Source organism: Nostoc sp. NMS8 (assembly GCF_017115045.1).
In the GTDB taxonomy this organism is placed as follows: domain Bacteria; phylum Cyanobacteriota; class Cyanobacteriia; order Cyanobacteriales; family Nostocaceae; genus Nostoc.
Window position 1 is genome coordinate 109752 of record NZ_JABXKK010000116.1, and the last position, 22597, is coordinate 132348.

The 22597-nt window shown below is 41.3% G+C and carries 25 protein-coding genes; 12 read left to right on the forward strand and 13 right to left on the reverse strand.

Annotated features, from left to right (window positions below; all coding sequences use genetic code 11):
• Positions 1-36 precede the first annotated feature (36 nt).
• The 3 genes from HWQ39_RS31440 to HWQ39_RS31450 all read left to right on the forward strand — a co-directional run bounded on the left by HWQ39_RS31440 (position 37) and on the right by HWQ39_RS31450 (position 3031).
• Positions 37-858, forward strand: a complete 822-nt coding sequence (locus HWQ39_RS31440; RefSeq protein ID WP_292853871.1) for a hypothetical protein — start codon at positions 37-39, stop codon at positions 856-858.
• A 401-nt stretch (positions 859-1259) separates the two neighbouring features.
• Positions 1260-2156, forward strand: a complete 897-nt coding sequence (locus HWQ39_RS31445) for a MetQ/NlpA family ABC transporter substrate-binding protein (protein WP_292853872.1) — start codon at positions 1260-1262, stop codon at positions 2154-2156.
• A 17-nt stretch (positions 2157-2173) separates the two neighbouring features.
• Entirely contained in the window at positions 2174-3031 is an 858-nt protein-coding gene (locus HWQ39_RS31450) for a MetQ/NlpA family ABC transporter substrate-binding protein (RefSeq protein ID WP_292853873.1), read from the forward strand.
• A gap of 203 nt (positions 3032-3234) precedes the next feature.
• Here the strand turns inward: HWQ39_RS31450 and HWQ39_RS31455 are convergent, their stop codons facing one another.
• Positions 3235-4224 (reverse strand): glycosyltransferase, encoded by a 990-nt coding sequence (locus HWQ39_RS31455; RefSeq protein ID WP_292853874.1) that lies wholly within the window; start codon positions 4222-4224, stop codon positions 3235-3237.
• Positions 4225-4319: 95 nt separating this feature from the next.
• The gene (gene ctpB / locus HWQ39_RS31460; RefSeq protein ID WP_292853875.1) at positions 4320-5660 is read right to left on the reverse strand and encodes a carboxyl-terminal processing protease CtpB; all 1341 of its coding nucleotides are present in this window, start codon (positions 5658-5660) and stop codon (positions 4320-4322) included.
• A gap of 311 nt (positions 5661-5971) precedes the next feature.
• Between ctpB and HWQ39_RS31465 the strand changes: the two genes are divergently transcribed.
• On the forward strand, positions 5972-6670 hold the full coding sequence (locus HWQ39_RS31465; RefSeq protein WP_292853876.1) for a YdcF family protein: 699 nt from the start codon (positions 5972-5974) through the stop codon (positions 6668-6670).
• Between the two features lies 1 nt (position 6671).
• On the opposite strand, the gene HWQ39_RS31470 is transcribed toward HWQ39_RS31465, so the two are convergent.
• On the reverse strand, positions 6672-6980 hold the full coding sequence (locus HWQ39_RS31470; RefSeq protein WP_292853877.1) for a Txe/YoeB family addiction module toxin: 309 nt from the start codon (positions 6978-6980) through the stop codon (positions 6672-6674).
• Entirely contained in the window at positions 6977-7219 is a 243-nt protein-coding gene (locus tag HWQ39_RS31475; protein WP_292854022.1) for a type II toxin-antitoxin system Phd/YefM family antitoxin, read from the reverse strand. The genes HWQ39_RS31470 and HWQ39_RS31475 overlap by 4 nt, the downstream gene beginning before the upstream one ends.
• A 44-nt stretch (positions 7220-7263) precedes the next feature.
• Between HWQ39_RS31475 and HWQ39_RS31480 the strand changes: the two genes are divergently transcribed.
• Positions 7264-7698, forward strand: coding sequence for a hypothetical protein (locus tag HWQ39_RS31480; RefSeq protein ID WP_292853878.1), 435 nt, complete (start codon positions 7264-7266; stop codon positions 7696-7698).
• Positions 7699-7701: 3 nt separating this feature from the next.
• On the opposite strand, the gene HWQ39_RS31485 is transcribed toward HWQ39_RS31480, so the two are convergent.
• From HWQ39_RS31485 to HWQ39_RS31495, 3 genes are all read right to left on the reverse strand, one after another.
• A complete protein-coding gene (locus HWQ39_RS31485) occupies positions 7702-7929 on the reverse strand; it encodes a transposase (protein WP_292853879.1) in 228 nt (75 codons plus the stop codon).
• A gap of 32 nt (positions 7930-7961) precedes the next feature.
• Positions 7962-8657, reverse strand: a complete 696-nt coding sequence (locus tag HWQ39_RS31490; RefSeq protein WP_292853880.1) for an IS5 family transposase — start codon at positions 8655-8657, stop codon at positions 7962-7964.
• A 502-nt stretch (positions 8658-9159) separates the two neighbouring features.
• Complete coding sequence (locus tag HWQ39_RS31495; RefSeq protein ID WP_292853881.1) at positions 9160-10362, reverse strand: 3-dehydroquinate synthase; 1203 nt, start codon at positions 10360-10362, stop codon at positions 9160-9162.
• 479 nt (positions 10363-10841) lie between these two features.
• On the opposite strand from HWQ39_RS31495, the gene HWQ39_RS31500 reads away from it, so the two are divergent.
• The 5 genes from HWQ39_RS31500 (at position 10842) to HWQ39_RS31520 (ending at position 16871) form a co-directional block, all read left to right on the forward strand.
• A complete protein-coding gene (locus HWQ39_RS31500; RefSeq protein ID WP_292853882.1) occupies positions 10842-11732 on the forward strand; it encodes an EboA family metabolite traffic protein in 891 nt (296 codons plus the stop codon).
• 91 nt (positions 11733-11823) lie between these two features.
• Entirely contained in the window at positions 11824-12705 is an 882-nt protein-coding gene (locus HWQ39_RS31505) for a TatD family hydrolase (RefSeq protein ID WP_292853883.1), read from the forward strand.
• Positions 12706-13026: 321 nt separating this feature from the next.
• Positions 13027-13959, forward strand: a complete 933-nt coding sequence (eboC, locus tag HWQ39_RS31510; protein ID WP_366932316.1) for a UbiA-like protein EboC — start codon at positions 13027-13029, stop codon at positions 13957-13959.
• A gap of 293 nt (positions 13960-14252) precedes the next feature.
• Positions 14253-15479, forward strand: coding sequence for a metabolite traffic protein EboE (gene eboE / locus HWQ39_RS31515; protein WP_292853884.1), 1227 nt, complete (start codon positions 14253-14255; stop codon positions 15477-15479).
• A 15-nt stretch (positions 15480-15494) separates the two neighbouring features.
• Positions 15495-16871, forward strand: coding sequence for an alkaline phosphatase family protein (locus HWQ39_RS31520; protein ID WP_292853885.1), 1377 nt, complete (start codon positions 15495-15497; stop codon positions 16869-16871).
• An 82-nt stretch (positions 16872-16953) separates the two neighbouring features.
• Here the strand turns inward: HWQ39_RS31520 and HWQ39_RS31525 are convergent, their stop codons facing one another.
• The 6 genes from HWQ39_RS31525 to HWQ39_RS31550 form a co-directional block, all read right to left on the reverse strand.
• A complete protein-coding gene (locus tag HWQ39_RS31525) occupies positions 16954-17154 on the reverse strand; it encodes a hypothetical protein (RefSeq protein ID WP_292853886.1) in 201 nt (66 codons plus the stop codon).
• 33 nt (positions 17155-17187) lie between these two features.
• The gene (locus HWQ39_RS31530; protein ID WP_292853887.1) at positions 17188-17340 is read right to left on the reverse strand and encodes a hypothetical protein; all 153 of its coding nucleotides are present in this window, start codon (positions 17338-17340) and stop codon (positions 17188-17190) included.
• A gap of 291 nt (positions 17341-17631) precedes the next feature.
• Positions 17632-17982, reverse strand: coding sequence for a DUF1257 domain-containing protein (locus HWQ39_RS31535; protein WP_015136553.1), 351 nt, complete (start codon positions 17980-17982; stop codon positions 17632-17634).
• A 141-nt stretch (positions 17983-18123) separates the two neighbouring features.
• Positions 18124-19635, reverse strand: a complete 1512-nt coding sequence (locus tag HWQ39_RS31540) for an AAA family ATPase (RefSeq protein ID WP_292853888.1) — start codon at positions 19633-19635, stop codon at positions 18124-18126.
• 78 nt (positions 19636-19713) lie between these two features.
• On the reverse strand, positions 19714-20067 hold the full coding sequence (locus HWQ39_RS31545; RefSeq protein WP_292853889.1) for a hypothetical protein: 354 nt from the start codon (positions 20065-20067) through the stop codon (positions 19714-19716).
• A gap of 223 nt (positions 20068-20290) precedes the next feature.
• Positions 20291-20557, reverse strand: coding sequence for a hypothetical protein (locus HWQ39_RS31550; protein ID WP_292853890.1), 267 nt, complete (start codon positions 20555-20557; stop codon positions 20291-20293).
• Between the two features lie 140 nt (positions 20558-20697).
• On the opposite strand from HWQ39_RS31550, the gene HWQ39_RS31555 reads away from it, so the two are divergent.
• Positions 20698-21228 (forward strand): hypothetical protein, encoded by a 531-nt coding sequence (locus HWQ39_RS31555; RefSeq protein ID WP_292853891.1) that lies wholly within the window; start codon positions 20698-20700, stop codon positions 21226-21228.
• 210 nt (positions 21229-21438) lie between these two features.
• Positions 21439-22593, forward strand: coding sequence for an NAD-dependent epimerase/dehydratase family protein (locus HWQ39_RS31560; RefSeq protein ID WP_292853892.1), 1155 nt, complete (start codon positions 21439-21441; stop codon positions 22591-22593).
• Positions 22594-22597: the final 4 nt, after the last annotated feature.

Here is a 22597-nt window from a genome sequence, read left to right on the forward strand (position 1 = left end):
AAGAATAATCAGTAAATTTTGCATTGAGGTTTATATATGACTCTAGCTATAGCACGTCCAGGCTATCGTGATTTTGAAACTGAAGTCGCCAACAAATTGTTCGCTAGACTTGCTCCCCATATTCCAGCCACCCCTGTTGAGGAACCACGCCCTATAGCCTCAAAAGAAGAACTGGAAAACTTTGCTCAGTATCTCATTGCTGGAGCGGCGCATGATTCTTATATTGTTCAAGTTTCTGCCTATGCGATCGCTAACTTAATTCCAGATGACCTAAACTTGCAACTGTTTTTAAGCCGACAGTTAGGAGATGATGGGGCACACGCTCAATATAGCCGCGATCGCGTCCAAACAATCTTGGGATACGATCCAATTAATGAAATTAAACGCCAGGTAAAGGAACACTGGAGTTTCATCGGAGATTTGTCTACTCGCAGCTTGTTAGGGTTTCTCGCTTACGAGTTTCATTACGAACTCCACATTGTTGCAACCCTACTAATTAATCGGCGTTTAACCAAAATTAATGACCCAGAAACTAGTAAATTTGTCGCTGAGAGAATTCTTCCAGACGAGACGGAACACCGGATTGGTGTGATTGATTGGTGGCGTAACAACTACGGCAATATTTCCCCATTTCAAAAATCTGAACTGATTGAACAGATTATTGAATTAGACAATGAAGGTCAGCGACGACGCAATGCCTATCTGAAAAACTACTGGAAAATAAATCAAGTTGCCCTTGGTATTGGAGAAGTGAAAGAACTGCCAATAATTTATGACGCATGGCGGCAAGAAATTCTCTCATACGTGCTTGATGTTCCAGTTGCTCAACTACCCAAACTCGTTAGTGTGAATAATTAGTAATGTTTGTTTATTAATCAATACGCTTGGGTTAATACCAATTTAATGTGAAGTTGCAGATATCTTGATCCCCCTAAATCCCCTTTAAAAAGAGGGACTTTGATAGACGTTTTTCCAGTTCCCCCCTTAAAAAGGGGAGCCAGCGCGGTCTTGGGGGTTTCCCCCATGAGCGACTGGCGTGGGCTAGGGGGGATCGAATTCTATGCAGCTTCATAAAGAATTGGTATAAGGGGTATTGGTGTAGATGAGTGGTCTTTCAAGACGCGATAAATCGCGTCTCTACATCAGGGTTTTTTTGCTCTATCTGAACTGTATTGGTTTATCAATCCCAAGGTGAGGGATTGATAAACGCCATCTACAAAGGCACGATTGACCTGTATTCTAAATGAGGAGATGATCAAATGAGTGTAAAACACAAAGTAAATAGTTCAACAGGGATAAAGCGCCGCTATTTTCTCGTCACAACAGGGTCAGCGATCGCATCGATTCTTTTCGCCAGTTGCACACCCAAGCAAAATTCACCAACTAGTCAATTAGTCAGCCAGTCAACTACTCAGTCAGCTAAAACATCACTACTGAAAGTCGGCTCTCGAAATACTGTCACTGAAGATGTTTTAAAATTCATTCAAAAAGAACTCGCTCCTAGTCAAGGCTTAGAGTTCCAAATTGTGACAATTGGTGATTCGGTAAAGATTAATGATGCCCTGAAAAATCGGGAAATTGATGCTAATCTTTTCCAGCATGAACTGTTTATGAAACAAGCCGCTAAAAGACTGAATGCGGATTTTACTATGCTCAATCGCAGCTATACTACTGTATTTGCACTCTACTCAAAACGGTTAAAAATAAAAACGGTTGGTGAAATTCCGGTAGGAGCGACAGTTGGTATTTCTAATGATGATAGTAATCAGGATCGCGCTTTAAAATTTCTGAAACACCTTGGTTTAATCAACTTGAAAGAAAAGTCAGGTGAGTATTTCACCGTGCAAGATATAATTGCCCATCCGAAAAATCTCAAAATCAAGGAATTAGACAATTACGCCCTTGCTAGAGCGTTGGACGATCTCGATTTAGCTGTGGCATATTCATCCTTCCTTCTCCAAGCCAAGATAAATCTTACCCCCATTGCGTTAGATGATATTGGGATTGCCGACAAAAAATATGCCACAGGCTTGGCAATTTTGCCCGACAAAGCAAATGACCCCAACATCCAAAAACTCAATAAATTGCTTATAGATCCGAAATTAAAAGATTTTATCAACACCAACTATAAGGGTACTGTCGTGCCTTCATTCTAAACTACAAGATAATTGAGATGAGCGTCACACACAAAGTTTCAACAGGGATAAAACGCCGCTATTTTCTTCTCACAACCGGATCGACGATCGCATCTACTCTCATTGCCAGTTGTTCATCCAAATCTACTCAAAACCAGCCATCTCAACAAGTTAATAGAGTCAAAATCGGGGTTGCAAGTGTTGTTCCCGAAGATATTTTGAAGTTTATTCAAAAAAATCTTGCCCCGAACCAAAACTTAGAGATTCAAATTGTGAAGATTAGCGATTGGGTGCAAATCAACAACGCACTTCAGAGTGGAGAAATTGATGCTAACTTTTTCCAGCATCAAGCCTATATGCAGGATGCTGCTAAGAACCTCAATTTGGATCTGGTGATACTCAATCGCAGTTATATCAGTGTATTTGGACTCTACTCGAAAAAGCTAAAAATAAAATCAGTCAATGAGGTTCCTGTGGGTGCAACAGCTGTAGTTCACAGCGATCCAATTAACCGCGATCGCGGTTTAAAATTACTCAGAGATAATGGCTTAATCAATTTGAAAGAGAATTCCAGTGGCTTGTTCACTATTAGAGATGCGATCGAACATCCTAAAAAACTACAAATCAAGGAAGTAGAGGGGCCTGCCGTTGTCAGAGCGCTGGATGATGTAGATTTAGGAGTAACATACGCAACCTTGCTGAAGCTGGCAAAGTTAGACCTAGCACCCATCCTGCAAGCCCCAACTAACGATAAAAAATATGCAACAGGTTTGGTAACTTTGCACTCAAAAGAAAATGACCCCAACATCCAAAAGCTCAATCAACTGTTTATCAATCCCAAAGTTAGAGATTTTATTAACACCACCTTTAAAGACACAATCATCCCTGTATTTTAATCGGGGATTGGAGACTAATCCCTGTTGCTGATGGTGCAGCACCGCGCGGGAACTATTTGAGATCGCCATTGTGTTAGGAGGTATAGCGATCGCTCTAACAGTGGCCGATCCTATATCTAATCAGTAACGCCCAACGCCGAAAAAACCTTTCCCTATTCGCCGCCCTTACCAAGCATTGTTCGCTTGACAGACTAGTAATATTGTTACAGTCGATCAATTATCTTGGCATTATCTGGTAGCTTGGCATCTCTTTGCCCAGCAGTACGCGCTCTAGCTGTGAACAAACCAATGGGAGTATTTAATATATTTACAAGGGTGGCTTGACTTGCAATTCCTCGGTTAGGCTGCGCCAACGCCTTTTTAATATCTCTTGGTATTTCTTTCAATAACCAACGTGTCAAACGATAGCCGTATTCTTTGGGTGTCATCTCTCGCATCAAATCTACACCGTGCAGTTCGTGCAGATAGCGATTTGAGCGTCCATAGCGCCGCCATTGACTTTGCAGTTCTTGAAGTGTAGCGCGGTGGCGGTGCTGAACGATCGCATCGGGAGCAAATTCCAAACGCCCGATGTTTTCCCCCAAAATCCGCCAGCAAATATCGGCATCGCCACCAGTAGTAAGATAAGGACGAAATAAACCCGCTTTTTCTAAGGCTATACGTCGAATCGCCAAATTAGCCGTTTGACCATAGGGACGAAAAGAATGGTTCAAGGTATGCTTTTGCGATAGAGTTTCCTGAAGTTCTGCGTGTCTTTCTAGCAGTGCTGTGCCTGGTAGTGCCACAATTTCACCAGCAACAATTACCACTTTTTTATTGACAAAAGGTTGAATTAGCGCATCTAACCATTGCGGTTGTGGACGGCAATCTGCATCGGTAAAAACGATAATTTCACCCGTAGCGGCGCGAATCCCAGTATTACGAGCAGCATAAGAGCTTTGAATTTGATTTTCACTCAATGGGTGAATTGTAATTGGGCAATTTTCGGCAGATATTTTGAGGATGGTGAGAGTGCGATCGCTACTATTATTGTCCACCAACAAGTACTCTACCCGTTCTTTTGGGTAAGTTTGAGATAATAGACAATTGATTAACTCTGGTAAATCCGCCTCACCGTTATAAATAGGAACAACCACCGACACCATTGGTAAAAAGCTGGTGGCGATGGCTGCATCAACTGACTGATGATTCATAAATCTGAGATTTGGGAGATGGGATTACTAGCTAGTATGCCCAGATCCAAATCCTGGAACAATTAAAAAGAGTCAGAATTAGTGAGGGATTGAAACTAAAATTTCAAGTTATCGGCGCGGCTCATGGGTCGAGTGGGCTGATTTGCTGGTGGTTGGGCAAAGTTGTTATTTGATAGAATTGCGATCGCACGGGCATATTGCGGATCGCTCTTCGTTCCGATTAAATCTGGATTAGAAGCCAACTGCCGCTCTTGTGCCTCTGTCAAGTCTAGCTTGATATCTGGGGCAATCCCTTTATGGTTAATATCCGTTCCCGCCGGGGTGTAGTAATGGGCAATGGTGACAGCCAAGCCGGAACCATCTGCGAGTTCATGAACTGACTGCACTAAGGCTTTGCCAAAGGTTTGACCACCAACGACTACCGCCCGCTTATTATCCTTGAGCGCCCCTGTGAGGATTTCGCTAGCACTAGCTGAATTACCATCTACTAAGACTGCCAAAGGACGATTTGTTAAAGCAGTGCGATTGGCTTTAGTTTCCTCAGTGCCGCCCACACGGTCTATTGTCTTGACAATTCCACCGTCGTTATACCACATCCGCGCAATTTCAATGCTTGCTTGCAACAAACCGCCAGGATTTCCCCGCAAATCCAAGACATAAGAATCAACTTTCTTGGTGTTCAAATCGCGGATGGCTCGTTGCATTTGGTCTGCCGCGTGGGCGCTAAATTCTCGCAAACGGATATAGCCAACGCGGCGATTTCCTTCTTGCTTGAGCGTATAGCGTACCGTTGGCACTTCAATACTTGCCCTTGTCAGCTTCAAATCAAAGGCATTTTGGCCCGCCCGTCCCAGTCGTAGCTTGATGGGACTACCCGCTTTACCACGGATTAGCTTAGAAGCATCATCCACTTTCATTTTGAGAGTGGATTTGCCGTCAATTGCCAAAATTTCATCGCCTGCTTTGATCCCAGCTTTCAGTGCCGGAGAATTTTCTATGGCTTCGACAACAGTGAGCCGCTGAGTTTTTTCGTTCACTTCCATCCGAACGCCGATACCAGAGACTTCCCCTGATGTTTGGCTAGTCAGAGCTTCAAACTGTTGGGGGTCCATGAATCGAGTATAAGGATCTCCCAACTTTTGTAAAGCTTCGCGGATGGCAGTGTATGCTTCTTCGCGAGAAGAGTAGTCTTTGCTCAACAGGCTTTGCCTGGTTGCTTGCCAATCTTGCTGATTAAATTTACCATCAACATATTCATGATTTACCAGTTGCCAAACTTGGTCAACTATCACTTTTGGGCTGTCTTGTAGGGCTAGAGCAGCACGGACATCACGAGTCCAAGCAGGGCCGAATACAGACATCGTAGCAGTCGTGGCGATCGCTCCACCAATCAAGGCTACTTGGAGCGGTGAGTAACTTTTCGCAGATTGGTTCATGTATACTTAGCTGGAATAATTGTGTTGTTGACAGTTTAGCAATCAGGCTTTCCAGAAATTTTTAAGTTTTTATACCCCAAAATAAACTATGCTCCTTCATCATTTTTATGGGTAAATGATGCCAAAATACCGCATTAGTTATTAACAACCATTTCTCAGTTTGTTAGCCTTCTCCGGAAGGCCATACTGACCTTATGACACTTTGATTAGCGTCATATTTGCATTCTCGATTACTTTTATAAGATAGCACTTTGCTCACTGAATTGCAGCACTGTTATATAGCCATTAAATCAGCTTTTCTTACCTAAGTCATGAAACGCAAAATTACCATCAAATCATTAATTTCTATTAAAAAAAAATCAGCTAATTTGTGGCAATTGTTACAAAAACTAACTAACGGATTGTACGCTATCTTGGGTGTTTGGCTGATTTTTACTACTATAACCTTAGTTTTTGCTTCCTTGCAGCCAGTAGATGCCTTCTTTGTGCTTGGTGGCAGTATTCGTCGAGAGACTTATGTTGCCCAACAAGCAAGACAATATCCACAAACCCCAATTTTAATTTCTCATGGTTCCCCCGATCCTTGTATAAGGTTAATTTTCCAGGCTGAAATGGCAGGGTTACAAAACGTTTGGTTAGAAAAGTGTGCGAATTCTACCTTTGAAAATTTTTATTATGGTATTCCAATTTTGCGGCGTTGGGGAGTGCATAAAGTCATGTTGATTACCTCACCGAGTCATTTACCCAGAGCCGTATGGATCGCACAGATTCTTTTGGGCGCTCATGGTATTTGGGTAGAGTCAGAGATTGTTCAGGAGTTGGGCGTCCCTGGTAATAATGAATCTTGGCTTAAAACTGCGTTAGATGTAACACGTAGCTTATTTTGGGCGATTTTAAGTCAAATTATTCAACCGCAATGCTCAAATGTGACAAAACTTACTGAAGTAGATATGCAAGCTTGGGAGCATCGAGGTTTCCATTGTGAACACCAAGGTGGGTTGAGGAGATAACTTACTCGTAATGCGTCCACATGCGAATTATCTTGACTACTTGCTCGGATTCGATGACCTCATATACCAACCGATGCTGTATATTTATCCTACGAGAATAAGCACCTGATAAGTCACCAACCAGCTTTTCATAAAGTGGAGGATTTTGAAAAGGATTTTCTTCAAGGACTGCGAGTAATTCCTCGGCCTTTTCCTTTAAATTACTAGAAGCTAATTTCTTCGCGTCTTTTTGCGCTTGTTTTGTGTAAATCAACCTCCAACTCGCTCCTTCGGGGTTTGCAAGTGGCTCCTCAGAAGCTTGTTGACTCACCAATCCAACTCCTCATCACATTCTTGAATCGGGGTTGCTAGTCCTTCTTTTATAGATTCTCGCATTCCAGGGACAGATAATAAGTAAAGAGTCTCCTGAATTGCAGACCAATCTTTTTCCGCAAGCAGAATTGCATTACCGCGATCGCCTCGAATGATCACAGGTTTACCCTGCTCTGCAACTTGGTCAATGATCTGTTGCAAATTATTTTGAGCGTCGTTGACGGGAAGCGAGGACATCATAACTTTTTTAGCTCACGATAACTTTAATTTAGTATAAAAATATGGGAGAGAAATTTGTCAACTATCAAATTCGTTCTAGTTCAGTAGAGAATGTCGTAGACGTTGTTAAAAACCTAACTAGAACAAAGGCTTATGTATCTCCTCCAAAAAATGGTTGGATTACGGTTTACGATCAGATGTCTGATTATGAATTTAAATATACTGAGATTAGTAAGTTTTCTCAAAATTTATCTGCCAGTCTTTTAACTGTAGCATTCGCTTTTATAGTTTTTTCTGGCTTACATTTTATATATTTAGTATACGATACAGGAAAATTAGTAGATGAGTTTTATGACGATCCTGAAGCATCTGAATTTGGTTTTGATTATGTAAATGATGCTGTAATAGAAAGATTTAAAGGTGATCCAGATAAATTATTAAAATACTGTCTACCAAGTACTACCTTAGAGGATGTTTTAAAAGTCAAAACTAGTTAAAAATCATGCTAGTCGTCTGACCATAATACGAATCATGGCAATATAGATGAATGTCTCTGAGGTTTTAGGAAGGCGTTCATAATCTTTACTCAAACGGCGACACCAATTAAGCCAGCCAAAAGTTCGTTCAACAACCCAGCGTTTAGAGGTTGTTTGAAAAGTGTTTCGCTGTGACTTTAGGCACTTTAGATCCCCCCTAACCCCCCTTTTTAAGGGGGGAACCGGAATCAAAGTCCCCCTTTTTAAGGGGGATTTAGGGGGATCTAAAATTTTTGATACTGATAAGAGGACTTTTCAAACATCCTCTTAGGTAAATGCACAAAACCCTTCTTTTCTAAAGGTCTAGGAACAATTTCCACAATCCACCGAAACATATCCATCACCCAACGCATAAATTCCTCGCCTCGGTATCCTCCATCCATCCAAATGGTATTTAATTGTTTTACCTGATTGCCTGTATTGTGAACTCGGTTGAGGACTTTTTTGGCTCCTTCACGTTCTGGAAGACTAGCAGACGTTACCAAAACCCGCAAAACCAGCCCCAAGAGATCCACGCTTAGATGACGCTTGCGTCCATGTATCTTTTTACCTGCGTCATAGCCCACATCAATGGAAATCATAGTTGCTGTTTCTACTGATTGGCTATCAACTGCGGCTTCCGATGGACTGGGTTCCCGTCCAGCAGCAACCCGAACCCACTGGTACAATTTGTCGTGAATCTTTAACCATGTACCATCTTTGCTCCATCTCCAGAAGTAACCATAAACAGTTTGCCAAGGCGGGAAATCCCATGGGTTACCTCTCCATGTACATCCTTCACAAAGCACATAGAAAATCGCGTTGACCACGGCAAATAAAGCTACAGTTCGTGGACGACCACTGACTTTTTCTGATGGAAACTCTCCTGCAATCAATTCCCACTGTTCCCATGTCAAATTGCTACGGTATGCTTTAGTCATTCACTCACAAGGTGCTGTTATCTACAAATCTCAGCATAAGCCTTGTGAGCTTTCTTACAATACCTACCCACTTTTAAAACATCCTCTTACAATCAATCTCTCATATCTTAATATCTAATAAAAATAGAGATATTGAGTTTCTAGGACAAGAAGCTGCTTATGAACTAGCGCTATTACTGGGTATTGATGAATATAGAGCAATCAATGGATATAGTTATTTTGAAGATCGTAATCTTTATAATGAAATAGATCCAGATATAGAAAATGCTAAAGATTTTTTACTAGTCAAAAATTCTTTCAATAACTAGTTATTAAGCTTCCTTATTCTTGCTAGAAGGCATTATGTAAAAAGTTTGGTGCTTGTAGATGACGCGATCGCCATAATATCCGTAACATTTATTGGCTTTAACTTTACAAGCACCGGACTAATTTTTTCATGTAAGTATCGGGCGACTAGCTTCGTTGATTGCTAGGCATTCTCCTGATTACATCCAAGGGAGAATTAATGCAAAAGTTCCCAATCTTGCAGCATCAAAATAGCATCTTTATACAAAGACAAATCCACGTGGTTAACTTCTATTCCCTCTCCGATTCCTTGTATAAGGGTAATTGTTAATTGTCCTCCCAAGTGTTCACGGAACTCAGTAAGCCCCCTAAATATACAATGCGGATGGTCTAGTTGATCTAATTGCTCTGTTAGTGCTGATGCGTACAAAGTAAAGCCTAATTTTTTGAGTGTAGTTAGAACTCTTTGCCACTCTGATTGCAAGAGTTGCCCTATTAAATATGAATAGGTCGTATCTAAAGCAATACCGATCGCTACAGCTTCACCATGACGTAGGCTGTAATTAGTTAAATGCTCTAGTTTGTGAGCAGCCCAGTGTCCAAAATCTAAAGGACGCGATGAACCCATTTCAAAAGGATCGCCGCTACCAGCAATATGCTCTAAGTGCAACTGAGAACAGCGATAGATTAGCATTTCCATTATGTCCATGTTTCGATTAGCCAATTTATCGGCATTAGTCATAATGAAATCGAAGAAATCGGCATCTTTAATCAGCGCTACTTTCACCGCTTCTGCAATACCCGATCGCCAATCTCGATCGTCAAGGCTAGTCAGAAAATCAAAGTCATTCAAGACAGCATAAGGTGGCATGAATGTACCCAAAAAGTTTTTCTTTCCGAAGGCATTGATTCCGTTTTTTACCCCTACACCCGAATCATTTTGCCCTAATACTGTTGTTGGTACTCGTAGCAGTCGAATTCCTCGGTGAGCCGTTGTTGCTGCGTATCCTGCCATATCTAGGACGGCTCCACCTCCAATTGCTAATACGTAGGAGTGACGGCACAATCCAGATGCATTAATCTGCTGATGAATTTGCTCTATAAATCTAGAATCGTTCTTGACTGTTTCTCCACCCGGCACTACTATCGGTTCACCGCTTAGTGTTAGCACGTCTTCATAACGCTGGGCATAGGCTGATAATTTTTTTAGCAACCCATCCTGATACTGTAAAAATCCTCCATCTACCACTGCTAGCACTTGCTTTGGGGTTGTTTCCCCATCTGCGGCAATCACTTGTGCAAGTAAAGGATTATCTAACTGAAATAAACCTTTAGTGAAGTGAACATCATAATTGAAGGTCACGCGGACACATTGGTTAATTGGTTGCAGATTAAGAGCGGTTTTTTGTTGAATAGCCATTTGAATATTATTGTGTTTGAAATAACTGTAAATAAAGGCATTACTACAATTAGACTTGACGGCAAAATGGACATAATAAATCCATTAAATAGTTAAATTAAATGATTTAGTACATCAATTTAACTACTAAAAAATCACACTTTTGAAGTGCTTTCACCTTAGTAGATAAAGTCAAAATAGCATTAGATTACAATTCTTATCAATACCTGAGCTTTATATTGTATCTGATGTTGGCAATGCAATAGGGATCATTGTTACATAGAATTCTAAATTTTTTCCGTAAGATAATTCAGTATTCATCTAATTCAAATAATATCTTTACAATATCTTCTTTAAAGTCGGGAGATTTTTATAGATTCAGTGAATTTATGATCTCAGTAGAATACGAGCTAACTACTTCAATCCAAAGTATCAAGTTTAGTGGTAGATTTTATACTTAGTTGTCATAAAGAAGTTGGACAACTTCTCCTGAATTTATCATGAGTAAAGTAAACAAGTTACTGCATCAATGGCTGTTAAAGTCTGTTTCACAAAAAGCTTTTGCTTGGCTGGAACAAAAGCAGGCACAGATTGCTAGTGGTGCTGCGGAACGAGTGTTTTTTACGGCTTTTAGTGCTGTGCCGCGCTATCTCGGTAAAGAGGATTTGCAGCTAACATTCCAGGACTTAGAAGCAGCACAGGATGTAATTCCCGGTTGGTATCCTGGTCATTGGAGTGTAGATCAAGCAGGTCGCACACTCTTACTTTTAGCTTTGCCCCACGATGATACTCAGGGGTATTTGCGATCGCTCGATCAATTCTTCTCCACTGCCGATATGGGGGAGTTAGTTGTTCTTTATCAAAGTTTGCCATTACTACCACATCCAGAATTACATCGCCACCGTACTGCTGAGGGAATTCGCAGCAATATGAGTAATGTATTTCAAGCCATAGCATTACGCAATCCCTATCCTGCGAATTATTTAGATAATGCTGCTTGGAATCAAATGGTGCTGAAGGCTGTGTTTGTCGGCAGTCCGTTGCATCTAATTTGGGGTCTAGATCGGCGTGCTAACCCAGAATTGGCGAAGATGTTAGCAGACTATGCCCATGAGCGCTGGGCAGCTAAACGCTCAGTTACACCAGAACTTTGGCGACCTGTAGGGCGGTTTGCCGATAGCGCAATCATTACAGATTTAGAAAAAGTACTGGCTAATGGGGCTATAGACGAGCAAAAAGCAGCAGCATTAGCTTGTGCTGAGTCTCCTTTACCCCAAGCGCAAGCATTACTTTCTCATTACCCAGATTTACAGTTATCCATCCAACAAGGTAATCTGACTTGGAGCAGTTTTAGCCGCGATGCCTCTTTGTTTACAAATAAAAGGGAATAGGTTACAGATTATTCTCTATCACCTGTCACCTCTCCCATAATCCCAATGCCCAATCATTAAAACCATGATGTTTATCGATCCTCACATTCACATGTGTTCCCGTACTACTTACGATTACTTAGTAATGCGGGAATATGGTATTGTCGCTGTCATTGAGCCAGCCTTTTGGTTAGGACAACCCCGAACCAACGCCGGCTCATTTAAAGACTACTTCAGTAGTCTTGTGGGCTGGGAACGATTTCGTGCTAGTCAGTTTGGCATCCAGCACTACTGCACAATCGGATTAAATCCGAAAGAAGCTAACAATGAAGCACTAGCAACAGAAGTTATGGAACTGCTACCACTTTATGCATGTAAAGAAGGAGTAGTTGCCATTGGCGAAATTGGCTATGACGATATGACAGAAGCAGAGGATAAGTACTTTTGTCAACAGTTAGAACTAGCTAAAGAACTCGATATGTTAGTACTAATTCATACTCCTCACCGCAATAAAAAGGCGGGTGCTAGTCGGAGTATGGATCGCTGCATTGAATATGGCTTAGATCCTTCACAAGTAGTTATCGATCACAACAACGAAGAAACCGTTGAAGAAGTATTAGGACGCGGTTTTTGGGCAGCTTTCACGATTTACCCACAGACGAAAATGGGTAACGCCAGAATGGTAGAAGTTGTCCGTAAGTATGGACGAGATCGCATCATTGTAGATAGTAGTGCTGATTGGGGTATTAGCGATCCTTTGGCAGTCCCAAAAACGGCTCAGTTGATGTTAGATAGGGGCATTCCTGAAGAACATGTCCGAGCAGTTTGTTATGAAAATGCCCTAGCTGCTTACAGTCAAACTGGGCAGATGAAAGCTTCAGATTGGCTCAATCCCCAATCTGTCGATCAGCGTCAAATGTTCAGTGGTAATTCTGTGCTGCGGGGACAGGAACCAGGAATCAAATCAGTTTCAGATTATGTATTGATTGAGTAGAAAATTGAAAAAGGGTATTGGGAATTGGGCATTAGGCATCATAAAAGAGATTTGCATCTTTGCATTGTCAATGTAACTCATGCAGTGTCTTGGATAAATATTTTGGTGTTGCTAAGATTCTTGTAGGATGCTCAAGATGCCCACCCTACAAAAACAGTAAAATCATTCCAAAAATAGGTGACACCAATATTTTTGTTTCAAGGATAGAAATTGTATGAGAAGAAAATTCATGAATTATTTGGAACAGCTATAGATACCTATCTGATTAATCTATAATATGCGGTTTTGTTTTGAAAAATTACTAGACAAGGAGGCAGATAAGTGAATGTTGCAAGCTTAAATTTTCAAGGCTGGCGGGGTTATCTAGAATTGATGCGTCCTGCTAATATTGTTACTGCTTGGGCGGATATTCTTGTTGGCTTTGCTGCTTCTGGCTCTGGGGTTATTTTTACTAAATTAATTAACGGAGAAGTAAGTTTTGCCGTACTAATTCCATTAGGTTGGTTGTTATTAGCTACAACTGGTTTATACGGCGGTGGTATAGTTTTTAATGATGTTTTTGATGCAGAATTAGATGCAAAAGAGCGACCAAATAGAGCAATTCCGAGTGGTCGTGTATCTCGTCAAAATGCTACTTTATTGGGAAGTATACTGTTTGCCATCGGGATTATAGCTGCTTTTCAAGTATCGCAGTTGAGTGCTGCGATCGCTATTTTTATCACTCTTTCATGCCTCCTCTATAACTCACTCGCCAAACATCATCCTTTTTTTGGCCCTTTAAATATGGGTTTGTGCCGTGGTAGTAACTTATTGTTAGGTGTCAGTGCTGTACCCGAAATCATCGGAGAACGTTGGTATTTAGCGCTGATTCCTGTTCTTTATATCGCTGCGATCACCGCAATTAGTCAGGGTGAAGTTCACGGAGGCAAGAAAGTTACAGGAGTATTAGCATTACTGCTAATTGCAATAGTTTTGACAGCAGTTTTAGCTTTAGGATTATTAGGAGAGTATACAGCGATCGCAGCACTACCATTCGCTGTTTTCTTAGCTATCAGAATCTTGCCTAATTTTATCAAAGCTGCACGTGAACCAATAGCCGAAAATATTAGAAATGCCGTGAAAATAGGTGTTTTATCTCTAATAGTTTTGGATGCAACTGTTGCATCTGGCTTTGCTGGTTTATATTACGGTTTATTAGTGCTAATATTACTACCAATTTCGATGAAATTAGCACAACTATTTGCTGTCACTTAAAGTTGAATGTACACATCCAGATGTTAAGACATGGCGAATATAATTGCCTGCGGCACACTGCGTGTAGCTTGCTTCTCCGCAGGAGTACGCGGCTACACTAGCAAATTCTATCTCAGCGAACTAAAGTCAAATTAAGGGTTTGAAACCCACGAACGTGGGTTTTGTTTGTATAGACGCGGTTTCTAACCGCCCATTTCTTGTTAAATCACTACCCATGAATATGTAGCAAGTATTTTGTGAAATAGTTTAAGCCAGAGACAACAGATTATACATACAAGGGATAGAGCTAAAAAATGAAAATTACAAAAAACAATAATTTTCACTTAACTTATTGCAGCAATATTCATCCTGGTGAAAGTTGGCTAGAAGTTTTCGCTAATTTAAAAATCTATATTCCTGAACTAAAGTCGCGTTTATCGCCTATAGAACCTTTTGGTATTGGCTTGAGGTTAGCAGATCTCGCCGCAAAAGAACTTTTAGAAAGTAATAACTTAGCTCAATTCCAAACTTGGCTGACTCAACAAGATTTATATGTTTTTACTTTAAACGGATTCCCTTTTGGGGGATTTCATCGACAGGTGGTAAAAGACCAAGTTTATTTACCAGATTGGTCTACCGAAGAACGAGTTAACTATACATTAAACTTGGCACAAATTTTAGCTACTCTATTACCAGAAGAACTTGACGGCGGAATTTCTACACTACCATTATCTTATAAACCTTGGTGCGAAGAAGACCAAGCAACTTTCGAGATAGTTTTGAAAAAGAGTTGTTTGAATATAGCACTAGTTGTTGTAGAAATGATTCGCATCTGCGAAGACACAGGAAAGACACTCCATATTGATTTAGAACCTGAACCTGATGGTTTAATTGAAAACACTTCAGAAATAATTGATTTCTATCAAAATTGGTTATTGCCAATCGGCGGTAACTATTTATCAGAAAAGCTAAATATTCAACAGAGTTTAGCAGAGACTAAATTGCTAGAACATGTTCGTATTTGCTATGACACCTGTCATTTTTCAGTAGAATATGAGCAGCCAAAGTCTGTATTTACACGTTTGCAATCGGCAGGAATTAAGATTGGCAAGATTCAAATCAGCGCTGCAATTAAAGTAAAAATACCTGCTGATGTTGAGAAGCGTAGTTTGATAGTTGAACGTTTACGTCCTTTTGCAGAATCTACCTATCTTCACCAGGTAATAGAACTTCGTAACGATGGTACACTCCATCACTATCCTGACTTAATAACTGCATTACCACATTTAGAGCAATCTCTAGCTGAAGAATGGCGTACTCACTTTCATGTCCCAATTTTTATTCATGATTATCAAATTTTGCAATCTACCCAAGATGACATTGCTACTGTTTTGCATCTACTTCAGACAAATAATGCTTGCTCACATTTAGAAATTGAGACTTACACTTGGGATGTATTGCCATCAGAAATGAAGATAGATTTGCTGACTTCTATTCAGCGTGAATATGAGTGGGTATTAAAAGAACTCGCTGCAAATTAATAAGGAACTAAGTTTATGAAAAAAACAGTTATTCTAAATGTCGTAGGATTAACACCTAACTTAATAGGAGAAAATACACCGTTTTTATCTTCTTGGGCTGCAAAAGGGCAATTAGTTTCGATCGCAACAGTGTTACCTGCTGTAACTTGTTCTGTTCAGGCTACTTATTTAACAGGAAAATTGCCTGATGAACATGGGATTGTCGCTAATGGTTGGTACTTCCGCGACGAATGTGAAGTGAAGTTTTGGCGACAATCTAATAAACTAGTGCAGGCTCCCAAAGTTTGGGAAATCGCTAAATCAATCGATCCAAGCTTCACTTGTGCCAACCTTTTTTGGTGGTATAACATGTATTCTTCTGTAGATTATGCCATTACGCCGCGCCCAATGTATCCCGCCGATGGGAGAAAATTACCTGATATTTATACCCATCCGGCTAATGTGCGATCGCAAATTCAATCTGATTTAGGAAACTTCCCTATGTTCGATTTCTGGGGGCCAAAAACTTCCATTAGTTCTAGTCAATGGATTGCCAATTCTGCAAAATGGATTGAGGAACGTTACAGCCCGACACTATCACTAGTTTATTTACCACATTTAGATTATTGTCTGCAAAAATTTGGTAACAATCAAACACAGATTCAAGCAGATTTACAAGAAATTGATGCTGTTTGTGGCGATCTAATTGAATATTATCAAGCACGTAATATTCAGGTAATTATTCTTTCTGAATATGGCATTACGCCAGTTTCTAAAGCTGTAGATTTGAACCGTGTATTGCGGGAAAATGGTTTAATTGCTGTACGAGAAGAATTGGGGCGAGAACTACTCGATTTTGGTGCTAGTATTGCCTTTGCTGTTGCCGATCACCAAATTGCTCATGTATATGTGAACGATCCAGCATATATCTCGAAAGTGCGATCGGTTTTAGAAGCAACCGAAGGCGTAGCCCAAGTATTGGATGACGAAGGTAAACAAGCCTACCATCTTGCTCATCCTAGATCGGGAGAGTTAGTAGCGATCGCACAATCTGATGCTTGGTTTACCTATTATTATTGGCTAGATGATGCAAAAGCGCCTGATTTTGCTAGAACTGTAGATATCCACCGTAAACCTGGTTACGATCCTGTAGAACTTTTCCTCGATCCGCAAATTAAATTTCCTCAAGGAAAAATTGCTCTCAAGTTACTTCAGAAACAACTAGGTTTTCGCTACCTCATGGACGTGATTCCTTTAGATGCTTCCCTGGTGTGTGGCTCTCATGGTACTATTACCACCTCTCCCAATGAAGGTCCTCTATTTATCACCCATCAAACTCACCTAGTTGATGAAAATCGAATTGAGGCGACAGATGTTTTCTCATTGATTCTCAAACATTTAAATCAGAAGTAGGGACATATCTTAAGGCAATAACCACACTGATGATTTGCCTGTATCCGTATCTGCGCCCGGACTTGTTCAGGAATCTGGATCACTAGCTTAAGAGTTCAATCAACCTACGTTTGACAGCTTCGCTTAACGCAGTGGCTTTTCTTAAAAGTCCTTCTTGATAGGCCTGCATCAGGGTTTGTAACTCTGAGCGATCGCCTTCACTAAGAATACTTGATTGTTGGCGATCAAGCAGTTCGCTCAACTGGGCATCCTGTTCTGGTTCCATTTGCAGTTCGGTCAGCACTAGGACTTGTTATCAGAAAAGATAGAGACAGGCTCAAGATCGGTAATCTCGCCACTGACAGGCGGAATTGAAAGTTGAAATGGTATCTACTAAAATGCTGGCAACATCACGATTTGCCAACCGGGCAAAGTGTTCTGCACGTTGATAAATATAGTCTGGCAGGGTAATGATGATTTGGGTACTCATAGCTCTTGCAAATACTTCTCTCTATTCTCACTTGCAAATGGATAAAATGTGATCGCCTTCCAGCGATACCACCAGAACTGCGAAAAAAATTTGCACATATACTATGGGAAAAGTTCCTCAACGAAACGATTCAAGAAATTAGGGAATATCTAGTTGAACTGGCTTCAAGTTATGTGTCCCAAAAAAATAAAAATCGGGACTGAGAAATAAATCTCAGTCCCGATAAAAAAGCGGGCTAACCGCTATTTATATGGTTAACCCGTGCAGCTTTGGGAACGCGCAGAGAAATTGTTATTGCAATACCAACTTCACATTGGCGTTTTGCAAACCGCGCTGTTTTACTTCAGCCAAAGTTTTGTTAACGGCATACTTTTGGTTGATTGAGTTGATCAACTCGGTTTGGTTGTGCTTCTTAGCAACGCCCCACAAGTCAGCGATTAGGTCAAAAGAACCATCACTATTGCGAGACCAGCCGAGGTCATATTCGCCTTCCAACACGGCAACGATGTCAGAACGGACACGCTGGCCGTTATAACCACGGACATCAGCTTCAGTCTTTACGCTGATACCGAGGTCGCGCAAGGAAGCCTTGAGGATTTCGGCATCGGTGATTTTGGTACGCAGGGTGCTAAAGTGAGACATTTGGGTTTCCTCCAATGAGAAGATTGAGAAAAACGACAACGGTTTGTTTTGGGCGAAGCCGCGCTTAACAGGATGCGGCTTTTCTTAAAACTGCTAGCATTTTCTGCTAGCCTTTCCCCCTGGGATGGCAGAGGAAAGCTTTTAAAACTCCATTCGCTGATATTCAGCTACGGAGGATGCTGCGGGGCGCGCACGCTGTCTGGCCCAATCTCTCAGAGCCGTTACTTGTTCTTGCATCGTTCGAGACAGCGGCAATGTTGCCTTCAGTGCAGCAATAATATCTAGTTGGGTGAACTCCCGATCTTGGGCAAAAGCTTCATACATTGCCGCAACGATCGCTTGCTCAACTTCTGCCCCAGAAAAGCCATCAGACATCTTGGCTAGTTGCTCAAGATCGAATCGAGAGATGTCTTCACGGCGTTTCGTCAGGTGAATATTGAAAATGTGTTGCCGTTCTTCCGGTGTTGGCAGATCGACAAAGAATATTTCATCAAAGCGTCCTTTCCTCAAGAATTCGCCAGGTAAGCGTTCTACTCGGTTGGCGGTTGCCATCACGAACACTGGTGATTTCTTATCCTGCATCCATGTGAGGAAGGAGCCGAAGATTCTACTTGAAGTCCCCCCATCAGAATCAGATGAACCTCCGCTACCAGCAAAGGATTTATCCAATTCATCGATAAACAAAATCGCTGGGGAAATAGATTCTGCTGTTTTCAGGGCGTTTCGCAGATTTGCCTCACTTCGTCCCACCATTGAGCCGTCGTAGACTCGCCCCATATCTAACCGCAACAGTGGTAAACCCCACAGTCGGGAAGTAGTTTTAGCAATTAATGATTTACCACAACCGGGAACTCCTAAAATTAACATCCCCTTTGGTTGAGGCAAACCATACTCTCTAGCTCTTTCTGTAAAAGCGTTAGAGCGTTGCTTGAGCCATCTTTTTAACTCTTCTAAGCCACCTACAGCATCAATGGTTTCATCTTCTTCGATGTATTCTAAGATTCCATTGCGCCGAATTAGTTGCTTTTTCTCAGATAAAACAATGTCTACTTCATCTTCCGTCAAACGCCCTTTAGTTACCTGTGCCTTACGGTAGACTTTCTCAGCTTCATCTTTAGTTAGACCCAAAGCTGCTCTGAGAAGTTTTTCTCTAGCCTCTGTTGTCAAGCGCCGACCACGATTTTGGTCTATATGATAAGTCAGTACTTTATTCAAGTCTGCCATATCTGGCAGTGTAAAATCGATAACAACAACTTCTTTTTCCAACTCTATTGGTACCTGTTGCATCGGTGACATCAAAATGATGTTCTTTTGCATACCTTTAAAGCTAGCGATCGCATCACGTAACGATCTATTTGTTGCAGGCGCATCTATAAAGGGGTGTAAATCTTTAAGAATAAATATACTTGGTTCTTTCTGCCGAATTATCCACTCAATCGCTGCCTCTGGAGACACGGTATTATGTTGGGTGACATTTCGGGGTTGACCATACTCGACAATCCCGTGTGTTACTGTCCAAATAAATACTCGGCGCTGGGGCTTTAAATCCTGGGCGATTGTTGAAACTGCTAGCTCGGCCCGCTCTTCCTCGGAGGTCACAAGGTAGATTAAAGGGTATTGAGCTTGAATTAGGATACTGAGCTCTTCTTTCATACTTCGACCTACTTGAGACCTTATAGAGACAGTAGAGACATTGCTTCTGGTAAAGACAACCAAATCATGAATATCTATTTAGCAAGGAACTAACTCTTCCTCGCCCTTGGGATTGGTTTCATCTTCATCCATCTCATCAATAGAAAGATGCTCTTGACCAACTACTCCTGGTTGATTGCCTAAAGTAACCAGTTCCCCATCACGTAATACTAGTGAGCTATCACAACTCGGGCATGAATAGACTCTATGAGTCCGCCCATAACTCGAATCTTCTAACTCTTCAACTAATTCTTGATTAGACAGGTAAAAACCAAGGGCACGCTCGGCAAGTTCTGACATTGGCTCGGAATCGATTGCTGAACGAATCTTCAGTTTTCTGTGCAACTCTGACGATAAATACAAAGTAACCTTTTGCTTAGTTTGCGTTTGCATATAACTCTTTAACGGTCTTACCCGGGTATGTATATCAAGTTATCGGTTCTTTTCTTGCTTGTCAAGACAGTAAAACGTTTTAACGGCAGTTTCGTTACATTTATTTACATTTGGAGATGAGATGCTAATGAATCAGGCTGAAACAGGGAATTAGCGATCGCTAAACCAACAACAATAAAGTAATGATTGCCGGACTTGGCTTATTTTCTAGTGATTTGGAGCGTCAGCGGATTAAAGTTGAATACCTTTCCGGTTGTAAACAACTGATATCTACAGGAAATGCCAGATCCCCATTTATCCAAATTTGCGCGTGAATGCGAGACACCACATCCGAACCTGATAAGCCAGAAACATCAATATCAGGTGGTTTTGGGTCATTTGGCTTACCGATGCAAATTACCGAAAGATTGGCTGGAAATTGTAAAGATGTGTTGGTTTGGAAGTGAAAAAGCTCTAAAGTTAGCTCGACTGTCTGAGATGCATTGTACATAAACCGTCTGATAAAGCACTCTTTATAAGCTTCTCTACTGAGAGCTTAAAAGAGAATGGTAAATATCCTGAAAAAATATTGAACTTTTAATGAGTGCTTTTTTAGTGCAAGGTATTGATCTTGGCAAAATATGTAAGTAAATGGCTACTGCTAATAAAACTTGTAGTTTGGGGCGAAGAATTTATCGGTTTGCCGCCAGCGTTAGCGGAGTCATTGCCCTGCTAATAATCCTGTGGGGTTGTACTGCGAATGATTTTAACGCTGGAGCGATCGCTTGGAAGACTTATACTAACTCTCGTTATGGCTTTGAATTTCCATATCCGAGTAACTGGACTCCTTTAGCAGCCCCAGCAAATGATGATGGAATTGCGTTTATTTCATCACAGGATAACTCAGTGGAAATTCGGGGATGGGCAAGTCATCAGTTACCAAATTCGATTGTTACAGATCAAGAGTCGGTGAAAAAGATAAAACCCAATTTTCAAACCACCCAAGGAGTATCTGGGGTGGTAGTTGTAGAAGTTGATCGACAAGTAGGTTCGATGACACTGACACTAACTCAGGGTCAAGTGAAATACTATTTGCGGGGACGAAGCAATAGCCAAAAATTTCAAGATTACTATCGTTTGTTTTATTACATTGCCCAACAGTATCGGATTACGAAGTCTTGAGTTATGGGGCATGGGGATAAGGGAGATGAAAAAGCAAGGGAGCAGGGAGCAAGGGAGAAGAGTTTTCCCCCAGCAAGAGCAGCACCCCGCCCCTCTGCCTCTTCTCCATACCCAACCCAATGCCTAAAATCCACATCTCCCTCAGAATGATGATTGAGAGGGTACAGAAACCTGATAAATTTAGCTATCAGCGAGTAAAAACTAGTGAAGATGAAAGTCCTGGTTATTGGTGGTGATGGATATTGCGGTTGGGCAACTGCTCTTTACCTTTCCAATCGAGGTTATGAAGTTGGAATTTTAGATAGTTTGGTGCGGCGGCACTGGGATAATGAACTTGGTGTCGAAACTCTTACTCCCATCGCACTAATTCAGCAACGCCTCCAGCGCTGGCAAGATTTGACAGGTAAATCGATTGACTTGTTCATCGGCGATATTACAAATTACGAATTTCTCCATAAAACATTACAGCAATTTCAGCCAAATGCCCTAGTGCATTTTGGTGAACAGCGTTCGGCTCCATTTTCCATGATTGACCGCGAACATGCAGTTCTTACCCAGGTCAATAATGTAGTTGGGACTTTGAACTTACTGTACGCTATGCGCGAAGATTTCCCCGACTGTCATTTGGTGAAGCTGGGGACGATGGGGGAATACGGTACACCCAACATTGATATCGAGGAAGGGTATATCACCATTGAACACAATGGACGCAAGGATACCTTACCTTATCCCAAGCAGCCCGGTTCAATGTACCACTTAAGCAAAGTCCATGATAGTCATAACATCCACTTTGCCTGCCGGATTTGGGGATTGCGAGCAACGGATTTAAATCAAGGTGTGGTTTATGGCGTTTTAACTGAAGAAACGGGGATAGACGAACTATTGATTAATCGGCTAGATTACGATGGTGTGTTTGGTACTGCGCTGAACCGCTTTTGTATTCAAGCAGCAATTGGACATCCGTTAACTGTCTACGGTAAAGGTGGACAAACTCGCGGATTTTTGGATATTCGGGATACAGTAAGGTGTGTGGAATTAGCGATCGCTAACCCTGCTCAAGCTGGAGAATTCCGCGTATTTAACCAATTTACCGAACTATTCAGCGTTGGCGAATTGGCATTGATGGTAAAAAAAGCTGGTAACGCTATCGGATTGAACGTAGAAATCAATCACCTAGATAATCCCAGAGTTGAGAAAGAAGAACATTACTTCAACGCGAAAAATACTAAATTGCTCGATTTAGGCTTACAGCCTCACTTACTCTCTGATTCTCTACTTGATTCTCTGTTAAACTTTGCCATCAAGTATCAAGAACGAGTCGATCGCAAACAAATTCTGCCTAAAGTCTCTTGGCACAGAAATTAGGGTA

What these genes read in the sequence shown, in the direction of transcription:
- HWQ39_RS31440 (WP_292853871.1), top strand. Translation starts at nt 37, where the DNA reads ATGACTCTAGCTATAGCACGTCCAGGCTATCGTGATTTTGAAACTGAA.
- HWQ39_RS31445 (WP_292853872.1), top strand. Translation starts at nt 1,260, where the DNA reads ATGAGTGTAAAACACAAAGTAAATAGTTCAACAGGGATAAAGCGCCGC.
- HWQ39_RS31450 (WP_292853873.1), top strand. Translation starts at nt 2,174, where the DNA reads ATGAGCGTCACACACAAAGTTTCAACAGGGATAAAACGCCGCTATTTT.
- HWQ39_RS31455 (WP_292853874.1), bottom strand. Translation starts at nt 4,224, where the DNA reads ATGAATCATCAGTCAGTTGATGCAGCCATCGCCACCAGCTTTTTACCA.
- ctpB (WP_292853875.1), bottom strand. Translation starts at nt 5,660, where the DNA reads ATGAACCAATCTGCGAAAAGTTACTCACCGCTCCAAGTAGCCTTGATT.
- HWQ39_RS31465 (WP_292853876.1), top strand. Translation starts at nt 5,972, where the DNA reads ATGAAACGCAAAATTACCATCAAATCATTAATTTCTATTAAAAAAAAA.
- HWQ39_RS31475 (WP_292854022.1), bottom strand. Translation starts at nt 7,219, where the DNA reads ATGTCCTCGCTTCCCGTCAACGACGCTCAAAATAATTTGCAACAGATC.
- HWQ39_RS31480 (WP_292853878.1), top strand. Translation starts at nt 7,264, where the DNA reads ATGGGAGAGAAATTTGTCAACTATCAAATTCGTTCTAGTTCAGTAGAG.
- HWQ39_RS31490 (WP_292853880.1), bottom strand. Translation starts at nt 8,657, where the DNA reads ATGACTAAAGCATACCGTAGCAATTTGACATGGGAACAGTGGGAATTG.
- HWQ39_RS31495 (WP_292853881.1), bottom strand. Translation starts at nt 10,362, where the DNA reads ATGGCTATTCAACAAAAAACCGCTCTTAATCTGCAACCAATTAACCAA.
- HWQ39_RS31500 (WP_292853882.1), top strand. Translation starts at nt 10,842, where the DNA reads ATGAGTAAAGTAAACAAGTTACTGCATCAATGGCTGTTAAAGTCTGTT.
- HWQ39_RS31505 (WP_292853883.1), top strand. Translation starts at nt 11,824, where the DNA reads ATGTGTTCCCGTACTACTTACGATTACTTAGTAATGCGGGAATATGGT.
- eboE (WP_292853884.1), top strand. Translation starts at nt 14,253, where the DNA reads ATGAAAATTACAAAAAACAATAATTTTCACTTAACTTATTGCAGCAAT.
- HWQ39_RS31520 (WP_292853885.1), top strand. Translation starts at nt 15,495, where the DNA reads ATGAAAAAAACAGTTATTCTAAATGTCGTAGGATTAACACCTAACTTA.
- HWQ39_RS31530 (WP_292853887.1), bottom strand. Translation starts at nt 17,340, where the DNA reads ATGAGTACCCAAATCATCATTACCCTGCCAGACTATATTTATCAACGT.
- HWQ39_RS31535 (WP_015136553.1), bottom strand. Translation starts at nt 17,982, where the DNA reads ATGTCTCACTTTAGCACCCTGCGTACCAAAATCACCGATGCCGAAATC.
- HWQ39_RS31540 (WP_292853888.1), bottom strand. Translation starts at nt 19,635, where the DNA reads ATGAAAGAAGAGCTCAGTATCCTAATTCAAGCTCAATACCCTTTAATC.
- HWQ39_RS31545 (WP_292853889.1), bottom strand. Translation starts at nt 20,067, where the DNA reads ATGCAAACGCAAACTAAGCAAAAGGTTACTTTGTATTTATCGTCAGAG.
- HWQ39_RS31550 (WP_292853890.1), bottom strand. Translation starts at nt 20,557, where the DNA reads ATGTACAATGCATCTCAGACAGTCGAGCTAACTTTAGAGCTTTTTCAC.
- HWQ39_RS31555 (WP_292853891.1), top strand. Translation starts at nt 20,698, where the DNA reads ATGGCTACTGCTAATAAAACTTGTAGTTTGGGGCGAAGAATTTATCGG.
- HWQ39_RS31560 (WP_292853892.1), top strand. Translation starts at nt 21,439, where the DNA reads ATGAAAGTCCTGGTTATTGGTGGTGATGGATATTGCGGTTGGGCAACT.